The sequence below is a fragment of the Flavobacterium sp. N502540 genome (assembly GCF_025947365.1).
In the GTDB taxonomy this organism is placed as follows: domain Bacteria; phylum Bacteroidota; class Bacteroidia; order Flavobacteriales; family Flavobacteriaceae; genus Flavobacterium.
On record NZ_CP110012.1, the window covers coordinates 4105619 to 4131459 of the forward strand.

Annotated in this window: 21 protein-coding genes; 16 read left to right on the plus strand and 5 right to left on the minus strand. The window is 35.7% G+C overall.

Features of this window, described 5'->3' with window-relative positions:
- Positions 1–30 precede the first annotated feature (30 nt).
- The 3 genes from argH to OLM58_RS17270 all read left to right on the plus strand — a co-directional run bounded on the left by argH (position 31) and on the right by OLM58_RS17270 (position 3660).
- Positions 31–1311, plus strand: a complete 1281-nt coding sequence (argH, locus tag OLM58_RS17260; protein ID WP_264529873.1) for an argininosuccinate lyase — start codon at positions 31–33, stop codon at positions 1309–1311.
- Between the two features lie 184 nt (positions 1312–1495).
- Positions 1496–2497 (plus strand): DUF2157 domain-containing protein, encoded by a 1002-nt coding sequence (locus tag OLM58_RS17265; RefSeq protein WP_264529874.1) that lies wholly within the window; start codon positions 1496–1498, stop codon positions 2495–2497.
- On the plus strand, positions 2494–3660 hold the full coding sequence (locus OLM58_RS17270; protein ID WP_264529875.1) for a hypothetical protein: 1167 nt from the start codon (positions 2494–2496) through the stop codon (positions 3658–3660). The genes OLM58_RS17265 and OLM58_RS17270 overlap by 4 nt, the downstream gene beginning before the upstream one ends.
- A gap of 92 nt (positions 3661–3752) precedes the next feature.
- Here OLM58_RS17270 and ytxJ read toward each other — a convergent pair whose 3' ends face one another.
- The gene (ytxJ, locus tag OLM58_RS17275; RefSeq protein WP_264529876.1) at positions 3753–4142 is read right to left on the minus strand and encodes a bacillithiol system redox-active protein YtxJ; all 390 of its coding nucleotides are present in this window, start codon (positions 4140–4142) and stop codon (positions 3753–3755) included.
- A 208-nt stretch (positions 4143–4350) separates the two neighbouring features.
- Here ytxJ and clpB point away from each other — a divergent pair, with 208 nt between their 5' ends.
- The 7 genes from clpB to OLM58_RS17310 all read left to right on the plus strand — a co-directional run bounded on the left by clpB (position 4351) and on the right by OLM58_RS17310 (position 12942).
- Positions 4351–6954 carry an ATP-dependent chaperone ClpB gene (gene clpB / locus OLM58_RS17280; RefSeq protein WP_264529877.1) on the plus strand — a complete coding sequence of 868 codons (2604 nt, stop codon included), beginning with the start codon at positions 4351–4353 and terminating at the stop codon, positions 6952–6954.
- A gap of 149 nt (positions 6955–7103) precedes the next feature.
- Positions 7104–7598: a T9SS type A sorting domain-containing protein gene (locus OLM58_RS17285; protein WP_264529878.1), complete on the plus strand. Its 495-nt coding sequence runs from the start codon at positions 7104–7106 to the stop codon at positions 7596–7598.
- A gap of 23 nt (positions 7599–7621) precedes the next feature.
- A complete protein-coding gene (locus OLM58_RS17290) occupies positions 7622–8659 on the plus strand; it encodes a hypothetical protein (RefSeq protein WP_264529879.1) in 1038 nt (345 codons plus the stop codon).
- 113 nt (positions 8660–8772) lie between these two features.
- On the plus strand, positions 8773–9807 hold the full coding sequence (locus tag OLM58_RS17295) for a hypothetical protein (RefSeq protein ID WP_264529880.1): 1035 nt from the start codon (positions 8773–8775) through the stop codon (positions 9805–9807).
- A 437-nt stretch (positions 9808–10244) separates the two neighbouring features.
- On the plus strand, positions 10245–11132 hold the full coding sequence (locus OLM58_RS17300) for a DUF808 domain-containing protein (protein ID WP_264529881.1): 888 nt from the start codon (positions 10245–10247) through the stop codon (positions 11130–11132).
- Between the two features lie 335 nt (positions 11133–11467).
- Complete coding sequence (locus OLM58_RS17305) at positions 11468–11881, plus strand: hypothetical protein (RefSeq protein WP_264529882.1); 414 nt, start codon at positions 11468–11470, stop codon at positions 11879–11881.
- 170 nt (positions 11882–12051) lie between these two features.
- Positions 12052–12942, plus strand: coding sequence for a carbon-nitrogen hydrolase (locus tag OLM58_RS17310; RefSeq protein ID WP_249965061.1), 891 nt, complete (start codon positions 12052–12054; stop codon positions 12940–12942).
- Positions 12943–13303: 361 nt separating this feature from the next.
- Here the strand turns inward: OLM58_RS17310 and OLM58_RS17315 are convergent, their stop codons facing one another.
- Positions 13304–14572: an OmpA family protein gene (locus tag OLM58_RS17315; protein WP_264529883.1), complete on the minus strand. Its 1269-nt coding sequence runs from the start codon at positions 14570–14572 to the stop codon at positions 13304–13306.
- Positions 14573–14790: 218 nt separating this feature from the next.
- The gene (locus tag OLM58_RS17320; RefSeq protein WP_264529884.1) at positions 14791–16311 is read right to left on the minus strand and encodes a choice-of-anchor I family protein; all 1521 of its coding nucleotides are present in this window, start codon (positions 16309–16311) and stop codon (positions 14791–14793) included.
- A gap of 229 nt (positions 16312–16540) precedes the next feature.
- Between OLM58_RS17320 and OLM58_RS17325 the strand changes: the two genes are divergently transcribed.
- The gene (locus tag OLM58_RS17325) at positions 16541–17581 is read left to right on the plus strand and encodes an agmatine/peptidylarginine deiminase (RefSeq protein ID WP_017497078.1); all 1041 of its coding nucleotides are present in this window, start codon (positions 16541–16543) and stop codon (positions 17579–17581) included.
- A gap of 91 nt (positions 17582–17672) precedes the next feature.
- On the opposite strand, the gene fahA is transcribed toward OLM58_RS17325, so the two are convergent.
- Positions 17673–18956 (minus strand): fumarylacetoacetase, encoded by a 1284-nt coding sequence (gene fahA / locus OLM58_RS17330; RefSeq protein WP_264529885.1) that lies wholly within the window; start codon positions 18954–18956, stop codon positions 17673–17675.
- Positions 18957–19064: 108 nt separating this feature from the next.
- Between fahA and glyA the strand changes: the two genes are divergently transcribed.
- The 4 genes from glyA to OLM58_RS17350 all read left to right on the plus strand — a co-directional run bounded on the left by glyA (position 19065) and on the right by OLM58_RS17350 (position 22928).
- Positions 19065–20339, plus strand: a complete 1275-nt coding sequence (gene glyA, locus OLM58_RS17335) for a serine hydroxymethyltransferase (protein ID WP_264529886.1) — start codon at positions 19065–19067, stop codon at positions 20337–20339.
- Positions 20340–20603: 264 nt separating this feature from the next.
- Positions 20604–21197 carry a tRNA-(ms[2]io[6]A)-hydroxylase gene (locus OLM58_RS17340; protein ID WP_017497075.1) on the plus strand — a complete coding sequence of 198 codons (594 nt, stop codon included), beginning with the start codon at positions 20604–20606 and terminating at the stop codon, positions 21195–21197.
- A 170-nt stretch (positions 21198–21367) separates the two neighbouring features.
- Positions 21368–22408 (plus strand): GMP reductase, encoded by a 1041-nt coding sequence (locus OLM58_RS17345; protein ID WP_264529887.1) that lies wholly within the window; start codon positions 21368–21370, stop codon positions 22406–22408.
- 22 nt (positions 22409–22430) lie between these two features.
- Complete coding sequence (locus OLM58_RS17350) at positions 22431–22928, plus strand: GNAT family N-acetyltransferase (protein WP_264529888.1); 498 nt, start codon at positions 22431–22433, stop codon at positions 22926–22928.
- Between the two features lie 206 nt (positions 22929–23134).
- On the opposite strand, the gene OLM58_RS17355 is transcribed toward OLM58_RS17350, so the two are convergent.
- On the minus strand, positions 23135–23713 hold the full coding sequence (locus OLM58_RS17355) for a pentapeptide repeat-containing protein (protein WP_264529889.1): 579 nt from the start codon (positions 23711–23713) through the stop codon (positions 23135–23137).
- A gap of 335 nt (positions 23714–24048) precedes the next feature.
- Between OLM58_RS17355 and aspA the strand changes: the two genes are divergently transcribed.
- Complete coding sequence (aspA, locus tag OLM58_RS17360) at positions 24049–25458, plus strand: aspartate ammonia-lyase (protein ID WP_017497071.1); 1410 nt, start codon at positions 24049–24051, stop codon at positions 25456–25458.
- Positions 25459–25841 lie beyond the last annotated feature (383 nt).

Sequence of the window (25841 nt, forward strand, 5' to 3'; positions counted from 1 at the left end):
AACGATCTAAGAAGTCTAAAAATCTAAGTTATGAAACTTTGGGAAAAAGGAATACCAACAGCTAAACAAATCGAGCAATTTACCGTTGGAAACGACCGGGAACTTGATTTAGTTCTTGCAAAATACGATGCACTGGGATCCATTGCACATGCCAAAATGCTCGGACAAATTGGTTTATTAACTCAGGAAGAAACCACTTCTTTAGTAGATGTATTAAATGAGATTATTGCTGATGTTGCCGTTGGAAATTTCGAAATAGAAAACAGTTTTGAAGACGTACACTCCAAAATAGAGTATTTACTCACCGTAAAACTAGGAGACGCCGGAAAAAAAATCCACACAGCGCGTTCCCGTAACGATCAGGTTTTGGTAGACGTTCATTTGTATTTAAAAGACGAGTTAAAAGCAATAAAAGAGCAGGTAAAAACACTTTTTGATTTGTTGATGGAATCTGCAGAGAAACATCAGAATGTCTTGTTACCCGGATATACACATTTGCAGATCGCGATGCCATCGTCTTTTGGAATGTGGTTTTCAGCCTATGCCGAAAGCTTAATTGATGACATTACCATGTTAAATGCAGCCTCGAAAGTAGTCGACCAGAATCCGCTGGGATCTGCTGCAGGGTACGGAAGCTCATTCCCAATCAACAGAACTTTTACTACTCAGGAATTAGGATTTGAAACCCTAAAATTCAATGCCGTTGCAGCTCAAATGAGCCGTGGAAAAGCCGAGAAAACTGTAGCATTTGCTATGAGTAGTGTCGCTGCAACCTTGTCAAAATTTGCCATGGACGTTTGTTTGTATATGAGCCAGAACTTTGATTTTATAAGTTTGCCATCGCATCTTACAACAGGTTCCAGTATTATGCCTCACAAGAAAAACCCGGATGTTTTTGAATTGATCAGAGGAAAATGCAATAAGATTCAGTCACTTCCTTACGAAATAACTTTAATCACCAATAATTTACCAAGTGGTTATCACAGAGACTTTCAGCTCTTAAAAGAAGGTTTGTTTCCTGCGATTCAAAACTTAAAAGCCTGTCTGGATATTGCTATTTTTTCTGTAAAAGATATTACCGTAAAAGACAACATACTGAAAGATAAAAAATACGATTATTTGTTTACAGTAGATACTTTAAACGAAATGGTAGTGGCTGGTATACCTTTCAGAGACGCGTACAAAGAAGTTGCGGAACAATTGGAAGCCGGAACGTACCAATCGCCTAAAGAAACAAAACACACCCATGAAGGCAGTATCAATAATTTATGCCTGAATGCTATTAAAGATAAAATGAAAGCAGCTTTATAAAGGAAGCAAACCCATCAAAAAACCGATTTGTATCTGATGCGAATCGGTTTTTTTTTTATTGCAGTTTAAAAATATTCAGGTTTTGCATTTGAATGATTGAGTTTCGTAGGTTTTTTTTTACTTAAGATAATTGTTCTTAGTAAAAAAAAGTTTATTTTTGATATTTAGTTTTGAAAATTAAAGTATGAATAAGTTTGATGATCAGGCCACCAAAGGCCTTTGGGAAAGGGGATTATTGAGTAAAAATAAGTATGAGGAAATTACATCCTATCGCGGATTGAATATTTTTTCACTAAATGCAGAACTTAAATTAGCCCTGTACTTGTCTGTATTGTTGTTTACTTCAGGAATCGGAATTTTAATTTACAAAAATATTGATTCCATAGGTCACATAGCAATTCTTTCGCTGTTGTTGATTGTTATTGGAGTTTGTTTTTACTTCTGTTTTAAAAATGCCAAAGGATTTCAAAAAATAGAAACCACCTTTGAGCACCCGGTTTTAGAATACCTGGTTCTGGCCGCTACTATACTTACTTGTATTTTTATTGGGTATTTACAGTTTCAGTACCAAACCTTCGGAACGCATTACGGACTGGCGACTTTAATTCCAACTCTGGTAAGTTTCTTTTGTGCGTATTATTTCGATAATAAAAGCGTTTTGACAATCGCAATTACCGGTTTGGCAGCTTATGTCGGACTTTCTGTTACACCACAGGATTTGGTGAATAATAGTAATTTCTACCAGGATCCAAGTTTAAGTTATTCGGCAATTTTATTGGCTGTTTTACTTATTTTATGGACGGTTTACAGCTCCAGAATTCAATTAAAACCCCATTTCAATATCATTTATCACACTTTTGCTTTGCACATTGCCAGTATTGCATTAATTCATAATCTGACGGATTCTTATACGGATGGTATTTGGCTGCTTTTTGCAATTGTTTTGGCTGTGTCAACGTATTATTTTTATAAAGTAAGTTACAAGCTTAAAGCTATTTCATTGTATGTTTTTATGATTATTTATGCTTATATAGGTCTCAATATATTCGTATTTAGAGTTTTTGAGAGCATTAATTTTTCTGATATCTGGGAATTATTTATTTTAATCCTTCCTTTATATTTTATAGGCTCAATCATACTATTCATCAAATTAATTAAGAAATTCAATAAAGAAATTGCAGCATGACAGCATACGATAAAGAGGAATTAGATGATTTGACTTTAATAGAAGAAGCTGCTTCTCTGTATTCAGCTGGTTTTATAGATAAAAATCAGAAAGATAGAATTAAAAGAGAGTTGACTGCTTTTAAAATGCAAAACAATATTCTGGTTCGACTGGGATTTTTTCTGCTGGGATCATTTTTGTATTTGTCCATTTGCGGAGCCATTTCATTATTAGGACTTAGCGGAGAGCAATTCTTTTTCAGTATCTGCTGTTATATTTTTGCTTTGGTTGGTTTTGTCGGAGCGGAACTTTTGGCTAATCTGAAATATTACCGACATGGTCTGGACGATGCTTTTGTTTTAGGATCAATTTTAAACCTGGGAATTGCTGTTGCAATCACTACTGAGGGATACGAACTAATAATCGCCATTTTTGTGGCATTCAAGTCGTTTCTGCTCTACAGAAGGTATTTGAATTTACCGGCATTATTGGTGTTTTGCGTGGCTTCGGCCGCTGTTTTATTCTTTGGGCTATTAGAATTGGGAGAAATTGGAAAAATGATTTTACCTTTTGTGACGCTACTATTTTCGGCAGGATTTTACTTTTTTACTAAGAAAAATATTCAAAAACTAACCGAAACGTATCACTATAATGGACTTCTGTTTGCCAATAGTTTTTGTTTGATACTGTTTTATCTTTCTTGCAATTATTTAGTGGTTAGGGAATTTTCGGTGACTCTTATGGACAACCCAATAGCTGAAGGGAAGGACATACCATTTGCTTTTTTCTTTTATGCCTTTACGTTGATCGTGCCTCTTGTGTATTTGGTCCAGGCTTTGAAAACTAAGGATAGAATCTTGCTATGGATTAGTTTTTTAGCGATAGGCTTTTCAATTTATACGATTCGGTTTTATCATTCGGTTTTACCAATAGAAATTGCGCTGACACTTGGCGGGATAGTTTTGTTTGCAATAGCTTATTTTTCAATAAAGAAGCTAAAGGACAAAGAAAGCGACTTGACATTTAAACCGGATCGATTGAATTCGTCAAATCCATTTTTAAATATGGAAACTTTAATTGTTGCTTCAGCATTTGGAGTAAAACCCGAAGCGAAGCCTGAAGACTCTCCAATGGATTTTGGAGGTGGCGGTTTTAGCGGAGGAGGTTCGGAAGGAACTTTTTAAGTTAAATGTAAGATGTTATGTGTAAAATGTGAGATGTGAAAAATTACAAGGATAGTTTCACATCTCACATTTTACATCTCACAAGAAAAAATCTATATTTTACTTTTCAATGCTTCTGCATCAATATCGCTGTGAGAAACATCATAAACAGCCTTCCCGTTTCTGATCAGGATTAATTGTGGAGATTCATGGTAAACATTGAATCGCGATGCAATTTCGTTTGAGACATCACGATGTGCTATTAAATCCAAAAAATAAGCACCTACAGTATCTTCTAAAGTATATTCACGTTCAAATTGCTTCAAAGCCATACGACTAATACTGCATCTTGTACTATGTTTAAAAATGACTACCGGTTTTTCGTTGGATATTCCTTCGATTTCCATTAATTGGGCAACATCGGTTAATTGGGTCCAATTTACATTGCTTTTTGGGGTATCTGTTGACTCCGAATTCCCGAAGATTGAATTTAAAAAACTCATATTTGACTTGTTTTATGACTTTTTGACATTTTAAATGGATTAAAAACCAATTAAAAGTGTCATTTTGTCTGTATTTTTAGTATGGAATATAATTTGAACGTTCTGATAGCAAAGTTAGAATATTTAAAGTTAAAAATTTAATCCAATAAATTGTAATTTTAATGATCTCGAACTATATCACTAATAATCAATCCTAAATCGTATACATATGAATATAAATAAATTTACAATAAAGTCTCAGGAAGCCATACAGCTGTCACAGCAACTGGCGCAACGCAATGGACAACAACAGATTGAAAATGAACACATTTTTAAAGCTATTTTTGAAGTAGATGAAAATGTTGCTCCGTTTATTTTGAAAAAACTAAATGTAAACGTACCGCTGTTTTTACAAATATTAGACAGCACTATTGCAAGTTTTCCAAAAGTTTCGGGAGGAGATATATTACTTTCCAGAGACGCAAATAAAGCATTGAATGAAGCAGAAATTATTGCCCAAAAAATGAACGATGAATACGTTTCTATCGAACATTTAATTTTGGCTATTTTTGATTCTAAAAGCAAAGTTTCACAGATTTTAAAAGATCAGGGCGTTACTGGTAAAGGACTTAAAGCTGCCATTGAAGAACTTCGAAAAGGAGAACGAGTAACATCGGCTTCAGCTGAAGAAACGTATAATTCATTAAATAAATACGCTAAAAATCTAAACGAACTGGCTCGTACCGGAAAACTAGATCCTGTTATAGGCCGTGACGAAGAAATCCGTCGTGTATTGCAGATTTTGACGCGAAGAACCAAAAACAATCCAATGTTAATCGGAGAACCGGGAGTTGGTAAAACGGCTATTGCCGAAGGACTGGCGCACCGAATTGTAGATGGTGACGTGCCGGAAAACTTAAAAGATAAAATCGTTTTCTCATTGGATATGGGAGCATTGATTGCAGGTGCAAAGTTCAAAGGTGAATTTGAAGAACGTTTAAAAGCAGTAGTAAAAGAAGTTACTTCTGCCGAAGGAGATATTGTTTTATTCATTGATGAAATTCACACGCTTGTGGGTGCAGGTGGAGGAGAAGGTGCGATGGATGCGGCTAATATTCTGAAACCGGCTTTGGCCCGTGGTGAGTTAAGAGCCATTGGAGCAACAACTTTGGACGAGTATCAAAAGTATTTTGAAAAAGATAAAGCGCTGGAACGTCGTTTCCAAAAAGTTTTAATCGATGAGCCGGATACGGAAAGCGCGATTTCAATTTTACGTGGAATCAAAGAAAAATATGAAACGCATCATAAAGTTCAGATTAAAGATGAGGCCATTATTGCTGCGGTAGAATTGTCACAACGCTACATTACCAATCGTTTTTTACCGGACAAAGCTATCGATTTGATGGATGAAGCCGCTTCTAAATTACGTATGGAAATCAATTCAAAACCCGAAGAACTGGATGTTTTAGATCGTAAAATCATGCAGCTGGAGATTGAAATTGAAGCTATTAAGCGTGAAAAAGAAGAAAGCAAACTGAAAATACTGGGTATGGATCTCGCGAACTTAAAAGAAGAGCGTAACGAGATCTATGCAAGATGGAAATCTGAAAAAGATATTGTAGACGGAATTCAGGCGGTAAAACTCGAAATAGAGGGCTTTAAATACGAAGCGGAGCGTGCGGAACGTGACGGAGATTATGGAAAAGTAGCCGAAATTCGTTACGGTAAAATAAAAGAAGCGCAGGAACGTCAGGAGGTGTTGCAAAAACAATTGCTGGAGTTTCAATCCGGTAATTCTTTGATTAAAGAAGAAGTAACCCGTGAAGATATTGCTGAAGTGGTTGCAAAATGGACCGGAATTCCGGTGATGAAAATGCTTCAGACGGAAAGAGAAAAATTATTGCATTTGGAAGACGAATTGCACAAACGTGTGGTAGGTCAGGAAGAGGCAATTGAAGCAGTAAGTGATGCCGTACGCAGAAGCCGTGCCGGTTTGCAGGATATGAAAAAACCCGTTGGAACGTTCTTGTTTTTAGGAACTACCGGAGTGGGTAAAACGGAGCTGGCTAAAGCTTTGGCAGAATATCTTTTTGATGACGAAAATGCCATGACCCGTATCGATATGAGTGAGTATCAGGAACGTCATAGTGTGAGCCGATTAGTTGGTGCGCCTCCTGGGTATGTGGGTTATGATGAAGGTGGCCAGCTAACTGAAGCGGTTCGTAGAAAACCCTATTCTGTTATTCTGCTAGACGAGATCGAAAAAGCGCATCCGGACACGTTTAACATCCTGCTTCAGGTTTTAGACGAAGGTCGTTTGACGGATAATAAAGGACGTCTGGCTGATTTTAAAAACACGATTATCATTATGACTTCTAATATGGGAAGTCAGATCATACAGGATAAGTTTGAAAACTTAAAAGGAAGTATTGAATCGGCTACTGAATCTGCAAAGGTTGAAGTTTTAGGATTACTGAAACAAACTGTCCGTCCGGAATTTATCAACCGTATCGACGAGATTGTGATGTTTACACCTTTAACCGTAGATAATATTTCTAAAATTGTAGGTTTACAGCTGAAGAGCGTTACAAAAATGCTGGCTCTGCAAGGTATTACAATGGACGCAACACCGGAGGCAATCGCTTATTTATCAGACAAGGGCTATGATCCTCAGTTTGGTGCGAGACCCGTAAAACGAATAGTTCAGAGAGAAGTGTTGAATCAGCTGTCGAAAGAAATTCTGGCAGGAAAGATTACGACAGACAGTATCATTTTATTAGATGCTTTTGACGGGCAATTGGTTTTTAGAAATCAAACGCATAAAGAAGAATAATTTTTAAGATAGAGGTGTAGTACATCTTTACTGTTTCAAAAAGACACCAGCAGAAATGCTGGTGTTTTTTTTACACAATCTTTTCTTGGTAATAATATTCTGTATAATAATTATTATATATTTGAATTACTAATCAGTAAATCAATTATATGAAAGAAAATCTACGCACTTTTTTAATTTTATTTATTACAGGTATTTCATTTACAACCAATGGCTATTCACAAGAGAGTGTAGTAGTTTCGGGTGGAAATGCTACCGGGAATGGAGGTAGCTCGAGTTACTCAGTAGGACAGATTGCCTACACAAGTTTGCCCGGAGGAGCTAATGGCTTTGCTTTGCAAGGTGTTCAACAGGCTTATGAAATAATCAGCCTCGGGAATGACGAATTTAAAAGTATTACTCTTGCAATGACCGCTTATCCCAACCCCGCTGTTGATGTACTTAGTTTGGCTGTTGCTACAAACGAATGGAATGATTTATCCTGCCAATTGTTTGACAGCACCGGAAAAATGGTATCCAAGAACTTAAAAGTTACCAACCCTGAAACGAGCATACCCATGCAAGGGGTAAATAGCGGCATTTATTTTCTGACTGTAAGCAATAGCGGTAAAACGATAAAAACGTTTAAAATCATAAAAAAATAACTTTCTAAAATCAAGAAAAATATATGAAGAAAATTACTCTCGCATTACTATTATTAAGTTCTTTTACCTTTTTATTTGCGCAGGCTCCGCAAAAAATGAGTTACCAATCCGTCATTCGTAAAGCTGACGGTACATTAGTCGCAGGTACTTTAGTGAGTATCAAAACGAGTATTTTGGCAGGCTCAGCAAGTGGTACAGCTTCTTATGTTGAGACACAAGCTACAACGACAAACAGTAATGGATTAGCCACTATAGAAATCGGTGGAGGAACACCCGTTACCGGAACTTTTTCCGGAATAAATTGGGGAGCCGGATCACACTTTATCAAAACCGAAATCGATCCAAAAGGAGGAAGTAACTACACCATTAGTGGTACCAGTCAGCTTTTAAGTGTGCCCTACGCCTTGTATGCGGGAAGTAGTGAAAATAAAGGAAAAACAACTATTTTTATAACGGGAGATGTCACAGATGCAGAGGCGGCAGCACAAATAGCGGCTGAGTTTGGACCTCATACGGAGAAGGTTTATGTGACTCGTACCACAAACCTGACAACTTTAGATTTGAGCGTATTAAAAAAAATATTTTATTTTGATATAAGTTTTAATGCTAAACTAGTTGCTGTAAAATTTGACAATCTTAGTGTAGTTCAGGATGAATTTAATATAAGATATAACGAAAAATTGAGTTCAATTGTATTTCCGGCATTAAACGTAATATTAGGAGATGATCAGGCTACGATATACGATAATAAGTCTTTAGCGTCAGTCTCTTTTCCATTGCTAACCCAAATTAATAGTTTGTATATTACTTCTAATTCGAGCTTGAATACGATTAATATACCTACGTTATCTCTTAGTACAGGTAGAGGAATCAGCTTTAGTAATAATTCATTACCAAGTTCTCAGGTTAATTCGTTATTAAGTAAACTAAAAGATGTTTTACCTGCTTTAGGAAAATCGATTCAATTACAAGGACAAAATCCACTAGCTCCTCCTACAGGGCAAGGGCTTATTGATAAAGCTGCTTTAATAAATGCAGGTAATTCAGTTACTACGGACTAGTTTATTGGAATTCTTTTTATTTAGGTTTCTAATAAATTTAGGTTCTTGGAAGAATATCCAATAAATACAGTAAGATCATAAAAGATTAACATTCTAAAATCAAAAAAAAATATATGAAGAAAATTACTCTCGCATTACTATTATTAAGTTCTTTTACCTTTTTATTTGCCCAGGCTCCGCAAAAAATGAGCTACCAATCGGTTATTCGTAAAACCGATGGGACATTGGTTGCAGGTACTTTAGTGAGTATCAAAACCAGTATATTGTTGGGATCCACAAGTGGTACGGCTTCTTATGTAGAAACCCAAACCACCACAACAAACAGCAATGGATTAGCCACTATAGAAATAGGAGGCGGAACACCAACTACTGGAACTTTTTCAGGAATAAACTGGGGAGCAGGATCACACTTTATCAAGACCGAAATCGATCCGACAGGAGGAACAAACTATACTATCAGTGGCACAAGCCAGTTGTTAAGTGTGCCTTATGCTTTATATGCAGGAAGCAGTCAGAACAAAGGAAAACCAAGTATAATAATTACTGGCGACATTACAGATGCACAGGCTGTGGCGCAAATAGATGCTGAGTTCGGGCCTTATACCGAGAATATTTATGTGACAAGCACAACAAATTTGACAAGTATAGATTTGAGTGCAGTGAAAAAACTGGTAACCTTAAAGATTCAAAATAATTCAAAGTTGACGAATGTAAATTTGAGCAATCTTATGGAGGTTTACAATGATTTAGATGTAGATAATAACAATAAATTAGGATCGATTATATTTCCTGCATTGAAAATAATACAGGGATATGATACTGGTATTCTGAATAATCCATCTTTAACGTTTATTGCGTTTCCTGTATTAACGACAAGTAAAGGCTTATATTTTCACAATAACATACTTCTTACTTCTATTGAATTGCCTTCTTTGTCTACAATCGCAGATAAGGATACAACTCTTGATTTTACAAGTAATGCACTTCCAAGTTCTCAGGTTAATCTGATCTTAAGCAGGCTTTTAAATCTCTCTTCTTTTAAGGGAGTTAGATTAGAAAATCAAAAACCATCGGCTCCTCCTACGGGACAAGGTATTGTAGATAAAGCTACTTTAATTGGCAGAGGTTCAAGTGTTACAACAGATTAAGTTTACTTTTAATCATAGTATTTATAAAAATGCTGGCCGAAAGGCTGGCATTTTGTTTTGTTTAAGAATTCCGATTCATAAATAATGTAATCTTTTCTTAAAGTAATATAAAATAATTACGAATAAAGTATAGAACTTTACACTAGTGGTTTGAAAATCAAATCAAAAGAGGAATAATCTTATCGAAATACAATGAACAATATTTTTAGAGGATTAATAGCGGGTTACGGTGCGAAAAAATTAGGTGGAGGTTGTTTTGGAACTATTTTCGTGTTTATTATTATTTGGGTACTTTTAGGACAATGTAGTTAATTTTTGGCTAGAAAAATCAACAAAAAAGTCTTAGATTCGCAGCAATAAACAACCAGGATCACGTATTAATTTGGTGTATTTAAAACCAGTTAATTAAGTGATTTTTCTAAAACAAAAGAAGTATAATGGCATCAGGTTTTTTCGTACTATTAGACGATATCGCAGCAATCATGGATGATGTTGCAGTAATGAGTAAAGTTGCAGCAAAAAAAACAGCAGGTATTTTGGGTGATGATTTGGCCGTAAATGCTGAGAAAGCTTCAGGATTTGCATCCTCAAGAGAGCTTCCGGTATTATGGGCAATCAGCAAGGGTTCCTTATTGAATAAAGTGATTATTTTACCGATTGCTTTTGTATTAAGTGCTTTTTTGCCGGTAGCGATCATTATAATTCTGGTACTTGGAGGTTTATTTTTGGCTTACGAAGGAGCAGAAAAAATCTACGAATTTATATTTCCGCACCAACACGAAGAATCTGAGGGAATCACAGATGAAACGTTTACAGAAGAAGAAATTTTAGAAGCTGAAAAAGGAAAAATAAAATCGGCGATCGTAACCGATTTTATCTTATCTGTCGAAATCGTAATTATTGCTTTAGGTACCGTAATTGGTCAGCCTCTTAGCCAGCAAATCATCGTAACGTCAATAATTGCCTTAGTTGCAACTGTTGGTGTTTATGGTATCGTGGCACTTATTGTCAGAATGGATGAAGCAGGGTATAAGCTTATTAAATTCAGTAAAAAAGAGAAAAGTATATCGAAATTTATTGGAAATATACTGGTAAAAGCATTGCCTTTGGTCATTAAAAGTTTAACTGTAATTGGTACAATAGCTTTGATTTTAGTAGCAGGCGGAATTTTTGTTCACTATATTCCGTTTTTACATCATTTAATGGAAGAAATTAATGTCCCTTCTATCATAAAAGAATTTGTTACAGGTTTAGTATTAGGTTTTGTAGTATTGGCTGTAATAAGTCTGTTTAAAAAGATATTCGGTAAAAAAGCGGCTGCTTAAAAGAAAAAGTACCATAAATACAACAAACACCAGTCGAAAGGCTGGTGTTTTTTTTTGAAGCACTGTAACTTATTTCTAAAAGAACTTTTGTCCCGCTATTCACTCTATCTTTTCCCTGCTAAAGAAACAGGAAAAAGGATGCCGTTTCTATCGGGGCTAGGCGATAAATTTTGATTTTCATAAGAAACGGGTATTTTATTTAAAGTGTTTTTATGAAGTAAATACTTGATTTTTAGTGGTTTATTGGTTTTATCAAAAGAATTAACAAATTTGAAAAGCAACCATTGCTATCCAACGGCATCTTCATAGTAATTAACAATTAATTATTATTTTATATGAAAAGGTTTAAATTAAAATCAGTTTTTGTAGTATTATTTTTAACTATTGGATTAGCTTCATGCAGCAACGATAATGACGCACCAAGTATTCCTGAATCAATTACTAAAGCTGCCTTAGTAACCGAAGTGAAAGGTCCTGCAACCGGGAAGGTTAATGAAGAACTAAGCTACGATGTTACTTTTATTGTCGATAACGCTTGTGGAGAATTCAATAAAATTAGCGAAGTGACCATTGGAGGAGTAAAAGGGCTGCAGGTGGAAGCTAAGTACCCAACAGGAGTTTGTACCACTCAGGTACCGGATACTAAAAAGACAGTTTACAAATTTAAGTCCGCAACAAAAGGAACTTTCGAAATCAAATTCAAAAAATCAGAAACGGAGTTTATCACGACAAAAGTGGTTATTGAATAATTAAGTTCTTAGACGATAAATTTTAGGTAACAAAACCATTTTGCAATTATTTGATTCTTTAATAGAGTGAGATATTTGTAAGATGGTTTTCTTTTTTATAAGAGCTGGAAGATAGGTGTTCTTTGTCATTCTTTCAAAAAATACTATTTTTGCACTCTAAATTTTATGTCATGCCGAAAAGAAAGTATAAAATAGCCGTTATTCAGTTAAATCTGAATGATGTTGCCGAGAATAATCTTAAAAAATGTATCAGCTGGGTAAGAGACGCAGCTACTAAGGGAGCCGAAGTAATCTTGCTGCCTGAATTGTACAGCAGTCATTATTTTTGCCAAAGCGAAGATGTAGATAATTTTGCATTAGCCGAACCGCTTTACAGCACTTCATTTATTGCTTTTAGTGCCCTGGCAAAAGAATTAGGGGTGGTAATTATTGTTCCTTTCTTTGAGAAAAGAATGGCAGGGATTTACCACAACAGTGCTTACATCATTGATACGGATGGAACAGAAGCAGGGTTATACCGTAAAATGCATATTCCGGACGATCCGCATTTCTATGAAAAATTCTATTTCACACCGGGTGACTTAGGTTTTCAGGCTATTGAGACTAAAAAAGGAAAAATCGGAACCCTTATTTGTTGGGATCAATGGTATCCGGAAGCAGCACGTATTACTGCTTTAAAAGGAGCTGAGGTTTTATTTTACCCAACAGCAATTGGATGGCATCCAAAAGAAAAAGAAGAGTATGGAGTAAATCAATATGGTGCATGGATGAACGTAATGAAAGGCCATGCTGTTGCGAATGGTGTTTTTGTTGCCGCTGCAAACCGTATTGGATTAGAAAAATATATTGAGGGAACAGAAGGAATTCAGTTCTGGGGAGCTTCGTTTATCGCGGGACCTCAGGGTGAGATTTTAGCTCAGGCTTCTCATGATCAGGAAGAAATTCTAATTGCTGAAGTTGATTTGGATCTACAGGAAAACGTACGTCAGAACTGGCCGTTTTTCAGAGACAGAAGAATTGATGCTTTTGGCGATATTACTAAAAGAGCGATTGATCAATAAGTGAAAAATACCTTTATATAAAGGCAAAAAAGTAGAGGCTGTTTAATTTTAAACAGCCTCTTTTTTTTTAGCAGAGACAATATTGTTTTAAATTTTAGCTTTAATTCCACGCGGATGCAACGGATTTACTTCGTAAAAACACGGATAGACACAGATTTTTTCTCTTTATAATGAGTTTACAATTTTTAAGATCTGTTTTTATCCGCGTTTTCGCGATAGCGAATCCGTTTTATCAGCGTTGAAGTAAAATGTAGAATGTTAAAGCCGTTTTTTGGACTTTAATTCCAATCTTAAGTATTTATATGCAAAAGAGGCTGTTTAAATTTTTAAACAGCCTCTTTTTATACTAGCTTAGAATTGTTTACTTCACCTGGAAAGTAACTCTTCTTACGATTTGACGTGCTTCTTTTGAATTTTTGTTCACAGAAGTGTCTTCACCATTAGCAATTATATTCAGTCTTGAAGCATCAATTCCTGCATTTGTTGCAATCTTTTTAACTGCTTCAGCTCTTTTTCTTGATAATTCAGTATTGTAGCTTGAGTTTCCAATTTCGTCCGCATAACCAATGATATCAGCAGATTTACCAGGATTGTTTTTCAGATATTTCACTAAGAAATCAACACCAGATAGAGAAGTATTGGTTGGTTTAGAAGAATTGAAATCAAAGTATACATTTACATACCCTCCGTTAATTAATTCTTCAACCGTTTTGTTTGTTGGAGCTGCTTCATTTCCTTTTTTAGCATAAGTTTTATCTAAATAGCTTTCTAATTCGTCCGGAACACCATTTTGATTGGTGTCAATAGATTGTCCTTTAGTATTAACAGCCACTCCTGAAATTGTATTTGGCTCTAAATCATACAAATCAGCAACACCATCTTTATCAGTATCAATAAGATTGGTCTCAATAGTATTCACTCGGTCTTCTAGTTTATTCAGTCTTTCATTGTCTTCAGAATACCAGTCAGCATGTTTTGTGTTTTTACCTAGGTAGAATGTCAAACCAACAGATGCATTTAACAGCACACCATCTAATGAACCGGTAGCAGGAATTCCTTTTCCGTCGAAGTTGTGGTTTTGTCTTCCGTTAACAATTCCTGTAAGATCTCCGGTTAAAGCAACTCTGTTGCTTAGTCTCACTTGTCCGGTTAATCCCATAATTCCGTGAGCCATATAATCTTTCCCGTCAAAACCTTTATCGCTGCTTAATTGAGAAACACCAAAACCTCCATGTGCCAATAAACCAAAAGTATTTGTCCAGGTTTCAAAGTTTAAAGCTCTTCCAAGGTTAACCACCCCTTGTAAACTTGCTCTGTAATATTTGCTGTCAAACTCCGGAGTGTCTTTGCGTTCCTGAAATTGATCGTATCCAACATCCAGTTTCAATCCAAATTTAGGATTAAACATATATCTTGCACCTAAATTGGCATGAAATGCATTAAGTGATTCCGTTGAATAGCCAGGTGTTATGGCTCTCATAGGTTTGTTTAAACCTCCGTTTAATTCTATAGACCATTTATTGTAAGCAGGTTTGTCAATTGAAGACTGGGCCGATGTCGTTGTCGTGTTTTGCGCACTGGCAGCGATTGATAGTAGTAAAAGTGATACTGAAGCTAATTTCTTTTTCATGATATCCAAATTTTTATTTAATATTATTTTTGAGCCTTAACTTTTAAACTCAGGACAAATTTATAGTACGAAATTTAGATAGTGTTCTATTTGGTCTTACATAATTCCCATCTTTTGGGTTTTAATTATGCAAATATGTTAATGAAATCAAAATATTTGGTCAAAAAAAGGGGCTAAATTTAATTTTTAGCCCCTTTTTGAAATTGTAAATGTGAAGGTTATTTTAAATCTGGCTGGTATATTTTTACAGTTCCATCTCCTTCACTGCTAACCACTAACAAACTTCTTTTGGTTGGACTTTTAGAAGCCGGAATGAAGAGTATTCCTTCCGGAGCATCACCGGTTTTTACCGTTTGTAAATATTGTGGTGAAGCAGGATTTGTTACATCATAAGTCATAAAAGCATCAGATCTTTCTAAACCTACAAATAAAATATTCTGAGTCCCCATTTTAACGGCAACGACCGCTTCCGGTTCAGAACCTTTGTCATCACTGCGTTTGTCATCGTAAGTTCCGAGCTCATTCGTTTTTTTGTCAACATCATTTTTACTGTCATAAACAATTTTTCCGGTATTCCCATTCCAGATAGAGAAGGAGCGGGCTCCAAAAGCTACCAACTCATCCAGGTCACCGTCGCCGTCAGTATCTCCCATATCGGCAATAAGATTAAGTCTTCCTAAATTAGTTTCCAATTTTAAAGCCGCAGCATCAGGGAAAGCAGTAGCATCCAGCTTCATGTCTTTCATTCTTTTAATATCTGCATAGGCAGCATATTCTCTCGCATCACCTTCGTTGGCTGTAACAAAATAAGGAGTATTGTTAGCTGAAAAATGACTAATGGCATCCGGCATGTACATTCCCTTTACTTTCCAGGGATTAAAAGCAATTTTATCGTCTTTATCACTTACATCAATTGCATTTTCGGCAGTATTGAAATTTTTAAAGCCCAAAGGATAAAGCGCTGTGATGGTTTTAGAAGTTAAATCTATTTTGGCAACACCATTGTTTTCCTGTAAAGTAACCCAGGCTGTTTTTGAATCATCAGATATGGTGATGTATTCAGGTTCTATGTCCTGAGCAAAACTCTTGGCAAATTTTGAAATTCTAAAACCTTCTTTTTTCAAAGCTTCGGCCTGACCACTAAAAGAACTGAAATCCAAAGTTGTAACAGCATAAGTAGCTGTATCAATAATAGAAATGGTTCCGTTTGGATCCTGTGTATAATCGGTGTTAGGTTCTCCTTCGTTAGCCGTCATGATGAATTTTCCATCCGGTGAAAACGTAATCATATCCGGTAATGCGCCAACGGTAACTTGTTTGATTAAGCTGTAATCGCTGGTATTAAAAATAACCACCTTTCCATTTCCTTGTTTGTTAAGAGTTGATTCTAAAGCAACCGCCAGTTTTCCATCGTAAACCGCAACACTATTAGAAGCGCCTTCGTACGGAGTTAGATCGATTTTACCAATTTTAACGGGTTTTGTAGGATCGGAAATATCAATGACATCAATTTGATTCGTTCCGCTATTATTTACTGTAAAAAGTCTTTTTGTTTTTTCATCATAAGTCGAAATCTCAGCGGCTGCTTCTCCGCCAATGGTAATAGAACCGATTTCTTTGAAAGAACCCGTATTTTCGTTGACCACAACTTCGGATTCCTGATTTTTTGAGGTTTCATCATTATTACAGCTTGTCATAACAAATAAAGCAGCTAATAATGAAAGGCTTACATTTTTCATTTTTGTGTTTTTTAGTTTTGCCAAATGTAATTAGCAGATTGTGGTCTTATATTAAGGCTTTATTATTTAATCTTTAACTTAATCTGTCAATTAGATAATTGGTTAATTTGTTAGTTATTAAAATGTTATATCGTTCAATTGTCTAATTGTCCAATTATCTAATTATCACATTATCTAATTATCACATTATCTCATTATCTTTGTACACTTTCAAATTTAGAATCATTTTATGTCAACAAATAATAGAAGATTTCCGGCGGAATGGGAGAAACAACAAGGAATTGTATTGTGTTTTCCGCATAATGGAAACGACTGGCCGGGAAAATACGAAGCTGTTCAATGGGCTTTTGTAGAATTTATTAAAAAAGTAGCCACTTTTGAAACTGTTTTTTTGGTTGTAGCCGATGAAAAACTAAAAGAAAAAGTAAGTGGAATGCTGGAAATGGGACGTGTGAATCTGGCGAATGTTTCTTTTATCGTTCATAAAACCAATAGAAGCTGGATGCGTGATTCGGGCCCCATTATTGTACAAAATGGTTCAAAAAGAGAAGCTTTGAATTTTAATTTCAACGGTTGGGCGAAGTACAAAAACTACCAGCTGGATAAATTTGTTCCTGCTAAAATAGCCGATTTTATTGATGTTCCGCTTACACAGGTAATGTATAAGGGGAAACCTGTAATTGTAGAAGGCGGTGCAATTGATGTAAACGGAAAAGGAACCTTATTGACTTCTGAAGAATGTTTAATGCATCCGACCATTCAGGTTAGAAACGCAGGTTTCACCAAAGAAGATTACGAAGCTGTTTTTAAGGAATACTTAGGAGTTACCAATGTAATATGGCTGGGTGACGGAATAGAAGGAGATGATACACACGGACATATCGACGATTTATGCCGATTTGTAAACGAAGATACCATTGTAACGATTGTAGAAACGGATAAAAACGATTCTAATTATAAACCATTACAGGACAACTTGAAACGTTTGCAAAATGCAAAACTGGAAGACGGAAAATCACCAACTATCGTAGCATTGCCAATGCCAAAACGTGTTGATTTTGATACGTTAAGATTACCGGCCAGCTATGCGAATTTCCTGATTCTGAATAATTGTGTTCTGGTTCCTACTTTTAACGACAGCAATGATCGTGTGGCTTTGAATATACTTGCCGAATGTTTTCCTGACAGAGAAGTAATCGGTATCAGCTGTATTGATTTTATCTGGGGCTTTGGAACATTACACTGCTTGAGTCAGCAGATTCCGGCTTAATTTTTTATATTAAAGAAAAGAATAAAAAAACCTTGTTAGTCAGCTAACAAGGTTTTTTTGTTTATATATCTTTCGATACGGCAGGATCTCTTCATTGTCTCACAAAAGGAGGTAACAATTGGCTTGAAACTTCTCCAAAACCAATACGTACTTCATTGCTTTCGCAGAAACCTCTGATGATTACTGTATCGCCATCTTCTATAAATTTACGTTCACCTCCGCCATTTAAGGCTATTGGGTTTTTTCCTCCCCAGGTTAACTCTAACATCGAACCAAAGCTGTCTTCAGTTGGACCGGAAATAGTTCCTGAACCCATCATATCACCAGAGTTTACACGGCATCCGTTAGAGGTATGATGTGTTAACTGCTGTGCCATAGACCAGTACATGTATTTGAAGTTTGATTTTGAAACTACGGTTTCTTCCTGATTTTCAGGTTTTAAAGCAACTTCTAAATGAATATCGTAAGCCTTTTTCCCTTTTGTTTGTAAATAAGGAAGTGGGGTAGGATCTTGTTTAGGGCCTTTAGTTCTAAAAGGTTCTAAGGCATCCATTGTAATAATCCATGGAGAGATTGAAGAAGCAAAGTTTTTAGCTAAAAAAGGTCCAAGTGGTACATATTCCCATTTTTGAATGTCACGTGCGCTCCAGTCGTTTAATAAAACCATTCCGAAAATATAGTCCTCAGCTTCGTAAGTTGAAATGTTTTCGCCCATTACATTTACATCTGTAGTGATGAAAGCAGTTTCTAATTCAAAGTCTACTAAACGGGATGCTCCAAATACAGGGGTATCATGCCCTGCAGGTAAAGTTTGTCCCATCGGGCGGTGTACCGGAATTCCTGACGGAACGATGGTAGAACTTCTTCCGTGGTATCCTACCGGAATGTGTAACCAGTTTGGTAATAAAGCGTTTTCAGGATCACGGAACATTTTTCCAACGTTCGTTGCGTGTTCCTTACTGGAATAGAAATCAGTATAATCACCAATTAAAACAGGTAATTGCATTTCGACATCATCAATATTGAAAATAACAATATCGCGGTCTTTTTTTGAATCTCTTAATTGCGGATTGGTCTCGTCGAAAATATCAGCGATTCGGTTTCGGACTAATCTCCAGGTTATTTTTCCATAAGAAATGAAATCATTAAGAGTGTCCTGCATGAACATATCATCAGTCAGATCTATTCCTGCAAAATAGTTTAATTGTTGTAGAGCCCCTAAGTCTATAGCACAATCGCCAATTCTTGTTCCTACAGTAACAACATTTTCTTTGGTAAGAAAGATACCGAATGGAATATTTTGAATAGGGAAATCACTATTTTCTGGTACTTCTAACCATGATTTTCTCTTAGTATCGTTAGCGGTTATTGGCATGTGAATGTTAATTATTTGTTGAAAAATTCTATGTCAAATATATCATAATCTAACAGTTTGACAAACGTTTTTTTGTATTTTTGCAGGAAATTAACGAAAAACGAAAAAATGCAACGCGACGAACAAATTTTTGACCTTATACTAGAAGAAAAGGACAGACAAATTCACGGATTAGAACTTATCGCTTCAGAAAATTTTGTAAGTGATGAGGTAATGAAAGCAGCTGGTTCTGTTTTAACTAACAAATATGCAGAGGGTTACCCTGGCAAAAGATACTACGGAGGATGCGAAGTAGTAGACGTAATTGAGCAGATTGCTATTGACAGAGCCAAAGAATTATTTGGAGCTGAATATGCAAACGTTCAGCCACACTCTGGATCTCAGGCTAATACATCAGTTTACCATGCATGTTTAAATCCTGGAGATACTATTTTAGGTTTCGACTTATCTCACGGAGGCCACTTAACTCACGGTTCTCCTGTAAATTTCTCAGGTCGTTTGTACCGTCCTGTTTTTTATGGTGTAGATGCTGAAACTGGTCGTTTAGACTATGATAAAATTCAGGAAATTGCCACTAAAGAACAGCCAAAATTAATCATTGCAGGAGCTTCGGCTTATTCTCGTGATATGGATTTTGCACGTTTCAGACAAATTGCAGACAGCGTAGGAGCTATCTTGTTTGCTGATATTTCTCATCCTGCAGGTCTTATTGCTAAAGGATTGATGAATGACCCAATTCCACATTGTCATATTGTTTCTACAACCACTCATAAAACATTACGCGGACCACGTGGAGGTTTGATCTTGATGGGGAAAGATTTCGAAAACCCACAAGGTTTAAAAACTCCAAAAGGAGAAATCAGAATGATGTCTTCTTTATTAGATCTTGCTGTTTTCCCTGGAAATCAAGGTGGACCTTTAATGCACATCATTGCTGCTAAAGCAGTAGCTTTTGGTGAAGCACTTAAAGATGATTTCTTTACTTATGCTATGCAATTGCAGAAAAATGCAAACGCTATGGCTGATGCTTTCGTAAAAAGAGGATACAACATTATTTCTGGCGGAACAGATAACCACATGATGCTTATCGACTTAAGAAACAAAGGTATTTCTGGTAAAGAAGCTGAAAATGCATTAGTAAAAGCCGAAATTACAGTAAATAAAAACATGGTTCCATTTGATGATAAATCACCATTTGTAACTTCAGGAATTCGTATAGGAACAGCTGCAATCACAACTCGTGGTTTAGTGGAAGATGATATGGAAAAGATTGTTGCTTTAATCGACAAAGTACTTACAGATCATACAAACGAAGCGGTTATCGAAGAAGTAGCAGATGAAGTAAATGACATGATGAGCGAAAGACCAATTTTCGTATACTAATAAAGTTTCAAGCTTAAAAGTTTCAAGTTTAAAGTTTTGTACTATAAAAAGTATAGAACTTTAAACTTTTTTTAGTTCTGGGGAGTAAGTTGAAATGGGAAAAAAGTTTCAAGTTTCAAGTTTCAGGTTTTGTAACGTAAAAGACATAGAAAGATAAACTTTTTGGTCTTGCAAAGCAACCTGAAACCTGCAACAAAAGGAACTTGAAACTTGAAACAAAGAAAACCTGAAACAAAAGAAACTTGAAACAAATAAAATAAAAAAATGGGCGTACTAAGATTACAACTGCCAACAGACCCAAGATGGGTCAATATCGTAGAGAAAAATATTGAAGAAATCCTGACGGATCACGCTTGGTGTGAGCAAAAAGCAGCAACAAATGCGATTACGATTATCACTAATAATTCGGAGCATCAGGATTTAGTGCAGGATTTATTGGCTTTAGCCAAAGAAGAAATCGATCATTTTGAACAGGTTCACAACATCATCATTAAAAGAGGATTGAAGCTTGGACGTGAGCGTAAAGACGATTACGTAAACGAACTGTATCAGTACATGAAGAAAAGCGGTGACGGAAGCCGTGTTTCCGGACTGGTTGAAAGATTGCTTTTTTCTGCGATGATCGAGGCCAGAAGCTGTGAGCGTTTCAAGGTACTTTCTGAAAATATTCAGGACGAAGAACTGGCTGTTTTTTACAGAGAGTTAATGGAAAGCGAAGCCGGACATTACACCACTTTTATCACCTATGCCCGAAAGTACGGCGTTGGAATTGACGTAGAAAAACGCTGGAGAGAGTGGCTGGCTTTCGAAGAATCAATTATTACCAATTACGGAAAAGGAGAAACTATTCACGGGTAACGTTTACAGTTTACAGTTTACAGTTTACAGTTTTCGGTGGGCATTATTTAGTATTCAGTTAACATCCAATATTTCACATTTAACAGTTCACAACTAGTATTTTATATCTAACATTTCATAATTCACAATCTGCAATTCACTATATTTGAGAGCCACAAAAACGGAAACCTATGAGAATAGAAACTGATTTGAAACTGGGATTTAAAGATGTAATGATTCGTCCAAAGAGATCGACGCTAAAAAGCAGATCGGAAGTCTCTTTAAAGCAAAATTTTAAGTTCTTGCACAGTACTTCAACCTGGTCCGGAGTTCCGATTATGGCCGCCAATATGGATACGGTGGGAACTTTTGAAATGGCCAAAGTTTTAGCGAAAGAAAAACTCTTTACGGCCATTCATAAACACTATTCTCCACAAGAATGGAAGGTGTTTTTAAAAGATAAGACAACTGATTTTTATGATCATATTGCGATCAGTACGGGAACAGGGACAGAAGATTTTGAAAAAATAAGCCGGATTATTACAGAGAATCCATTGCTTAAGTTTATTTGTATCGATGTTGCAAATGGCTACTCAGAACATTTTGTGCAGTTTTTGAAGCAAACCCGCAAACAATATCCAGACAAAGTTATAATTGCCGGAAATGTAGTTACGGGAGAAATGGTCGAGGAACTGCTGTTAGCCGGTGCTGATATAGTAAAAGTGGGAATTGGTGGTGGTTCTGTTTGTACTACCCGTGTAAAAACAGGGGTGGGATATCCACAGCTTTCGGCTATTATTGAGTGTGCTGACGCTGCTCACGGTTTAGGCGGACATATTATTAGTGATGGTGGCTGTAAGACACCGGGAGATGTGGCAAAAGCATTTGGTGCCGGATCAGATTTTGTAATGTTAGGCGGAATGTTGGCAGGACATACAGAAAGTGGTGGTGAAGTGATTGAAAAAGAAGGACAGAAATTCAAGCAGTTTTACGGAATGAGTTCTAAAACAGCTATGGAGAAACATGTTGGAGGAGTGGCTGAGTACCGAGCAAGTGAAGGTAAAACAGTGCAGGTGCCTTTTAAGGGGGAGGTTATAAATACAATATTGGATATTTTAGGCGGTTTGCGAAGTACTTGTACCTATGTAGGAGCTTCACGTCTAAAGGAACTTACCAAACGAACTACCTTTATTAGGGTAAGTGAACAGGAGAATCAAGTTTTTACAAAGTAATAAAAGCATTTTAAAATAGAATATGATTGCAATTTCAGAAGCTACAGTTAACGATATTAAACAAATTCAGCACATAGTACATATCACATGGCCTATTACATATGGTGAAATTTTAAGTAAAGAACAATTGGACTATATGTTAGCGCTTTTTTACTCAGAAGAAGCTTTAAACGAGCAGTTTGCCAAAGGAGAACAATTGTTTTACAGAGTTGATGAAGGTACATCTACGGTAGGGTTTATCGGGATTGAACATAAATATAAAGGACAAGCGATAACTAAAATTCATAAAATCTATCTTTTACCCGAAACTCAGGGGAAAGGAATTGGCAAAAAGGTTATGGAAGAAATTGAAAGATTAGGTGCGGAGAATAATTCTAAGGCGCTGTCTTTAAATGTGAACCGATTCAATTCGGCTTTAGGTTTTTATAAAAAGATAGGTTTTGAAGTTGTTGGAGAAGCTGATCTCGATATCGGAAACGGTTACTTGATGGAGGATTATGTAATGGAGAAGAAGTTCTAAAATAAAACCATAGATGCATTTTCGGAAGTGAGATGTTAGATGTGAGATTTGAAAAGTGGGTATTAGAGAAAGATATTCCTTTTTTATATCGTTCTGTGTTTTATTAAAAGTGAAACGCCTACTTTCAGCTAAAAAATCTATGTAGCTATGTGTTGAAATACAGAAAAATAATGAGCCGGTTTTTATACTGGCTTTTTTTTATGACTTTAACTCACAATCACATCATGCTTAAACAACAATCCTTTTAGTTCAGGTAAAGCAAAGATCGCTTTTTTGAGTTTAGTTTTTGAGGGATCAATGGTGTAATTGTAACTGGTTTTAAAATCGGCTTTATTGGCGATGGCCTTGTCAAACTCAGAGCGGTACAAATCGCAATTGTCAAACAGGACGCTGGTGAGGTCGGTAGCCATAAAATCTACAGCAATTAAGCTGCAATTGGTAAAAGTAGTTCCCTTAATCTTCAAGGTGTAAAATTTTGAAAAATCCAAAATGCAATCGTAAAAATGAATTTCAAAGATCAGTTTGTCGCACATGGCAAAATTAACGTCTTTGATTTCGCAGCGATTAAAAGTAGCGGTTCGAAAGGCTACATAATTAATTTTGGCTTCGCTGAAAATACAATCGTTAAAAACACAATCGATAAAAGTAACGGCTAAAAAAGTACAGGCGGAAAAATTACAATTGTTAAAAACACAACACTCAAAATCTTTAAAATTGACATCATCTTTACCATAAATAATGGTATCGTATTCTTTATCAAGGAAATATTGAGATTCTTTTTTCAAGGCGATTTTTAAGGATGATTTTCAAACTGAAAAGATACTAATTATACCAGTATTATCGGTTGAGAAATAAAGATAATTTTCGATCCCGGAGATGACTTTCTGATTGAATTAAAAAGAAGGTTAAGACCTTTTGTCTGATACAGTTAAGGAGTTCTGTTTAGAGGTGTTTTTTATGAATTTGATATTTTTTGATCCTTAAAATGTTAAGTACTTAATTTTAGAGGTAAAATTTAAGAAAATCTTAGCAGTATTTGATTTGAAATATTTTCCTATGAGGGTAATTTGATGTAGATTTACACTGTTTTTTAAAGTTAAAACGTAACAATTTAAATTATATGGGATCAACAAGAAAAGAGCATGATTTTTTAGGGGAATTAGATATTCCAAATCATCTATATTATGGTATCCAAACCTTCAGAGCGGTAGAGAATTTTAATATCACAGGAATTCCTATTTCAAAAGAACCTTTATTCATCAAAGCATTAGGTTATGTAAAAAAAGCAGCAGCTTTGGCCAACAAAGACTGTGGCGCTTTAGACGCTAAAATAGCCGAAGCAATTTGTTATGGAAGTGATCAGGTAATTGCCGGAAAATTTGATCAGGAATTTGTAAGCGATTTGATTCAGGGTGGAGCCGGAACTTCGGTGAACATGAACGCTAACGAAGTAATCGCTAATATTGGTTTAGAATATTTAGGACATAAAAAAGGAGATTATAACTTCTTACACCCAAACAATCACGTAAACTGTTCTCAGTCTACTAATGACGCTTATCCATCAGCTTTTAGAATTGCACTTTATCTGAAAATAGAAAGTTTTATTAAAACTTTAGAAGGTCTTGAAGTGGCATTTGCTGCAAAAGGAGAAGAGTTCAAAAGTGTTCTGAAAATGGGAAGAACACAATTGCAGGATGCTGTTCCTATGACTTTAGGACAGGAGTTTAACTCTTATGCTACTACTATTGGAGAAGATGTTAGAAGATTAAGAGACGCTCAAAGTTTGGTTTTAGAGATCAATATGGGAGCAACAGCTATCGGAACAAGAGTAAACGCACCGGAAGGATACCCTGAAATTTGTGTCAACTACTTAGCAAAAGAAGTTGGAATTCCGTTAACCCTTTCTCCTGATTTAATTGAAGCTACTGTAGATACCGGAGCTTATGTTCAAATCATGGGAACATTGAAAAGAACAGCCGTTAAGATTTCTAAAATCTGTAACGATTTAAGATTGTTGAGCTCAGGGCCAAGAACAGGTTTCAACGAAATCAATCTGCCTGCACGTCAGCCGGGATCTTCTATCATGCCAGGGAAAGTAAACCCGGTAATTCCGGAAGTGGTAAATCAGACTTGTTTTTATGTAATCGGACAAGATTTAACTGTAACTATGGCAGCCGAAGCGGGACAATTGCAATTGAACGTGATGGAGCCGGTAATTGCTTTTGCCATGTTTACTTCATTGGATTATCTTTCAAACGCAATTCAGACTTTAATTGATAAATGTATCATTGGAATCACTGCAAATGAAGATCACTGTTACAATATGGTCATGAATAGTATTGGAATTGTGACTCAGTTAAATCCAATTTTAGGGTATGAAGAAAGCGCCAGTATTGCAGGTGAAGCTTTAAAATTGAATAAAAGTGTACATCAGATTGCGGTGATCGAAAGAAAATTAATCACACAGGAAAAATGGGACGAAATTTATTCACTGGATAATTTAATCAACCCAAAATTCATTACAAAATAAAAGGATTTTTTAATGGCGAAATTGTCAGTTATGATTTATCTGAAAGATCTGTTTTTGATCAAATTGTAGTTCGTCCAATTTTTTTAGTACAGTTATTAAAGGTGCCTTTTTAAGTCCGTCAAAACGGTAAAAATTATGTTATGCGCAACGATCTTTGATCGTTGCGTTTTTTTTTTGGATTAAAAAATTTCAATAAAGAAATTTTCATTCTCCTAGGGTTTCAGCTTTATCAAATACAGTTCTTGTTTTTTTAGACTTACAAATACGTAATGTTATGACCCTGTTATTTCATAAACACTACCAGTTATTTAATTTTCTGTTATGGATTCGTTTCATCGGCATAAATTTATTAGAGTTTAAAAGAATGTGGAAAAACGTAAAAA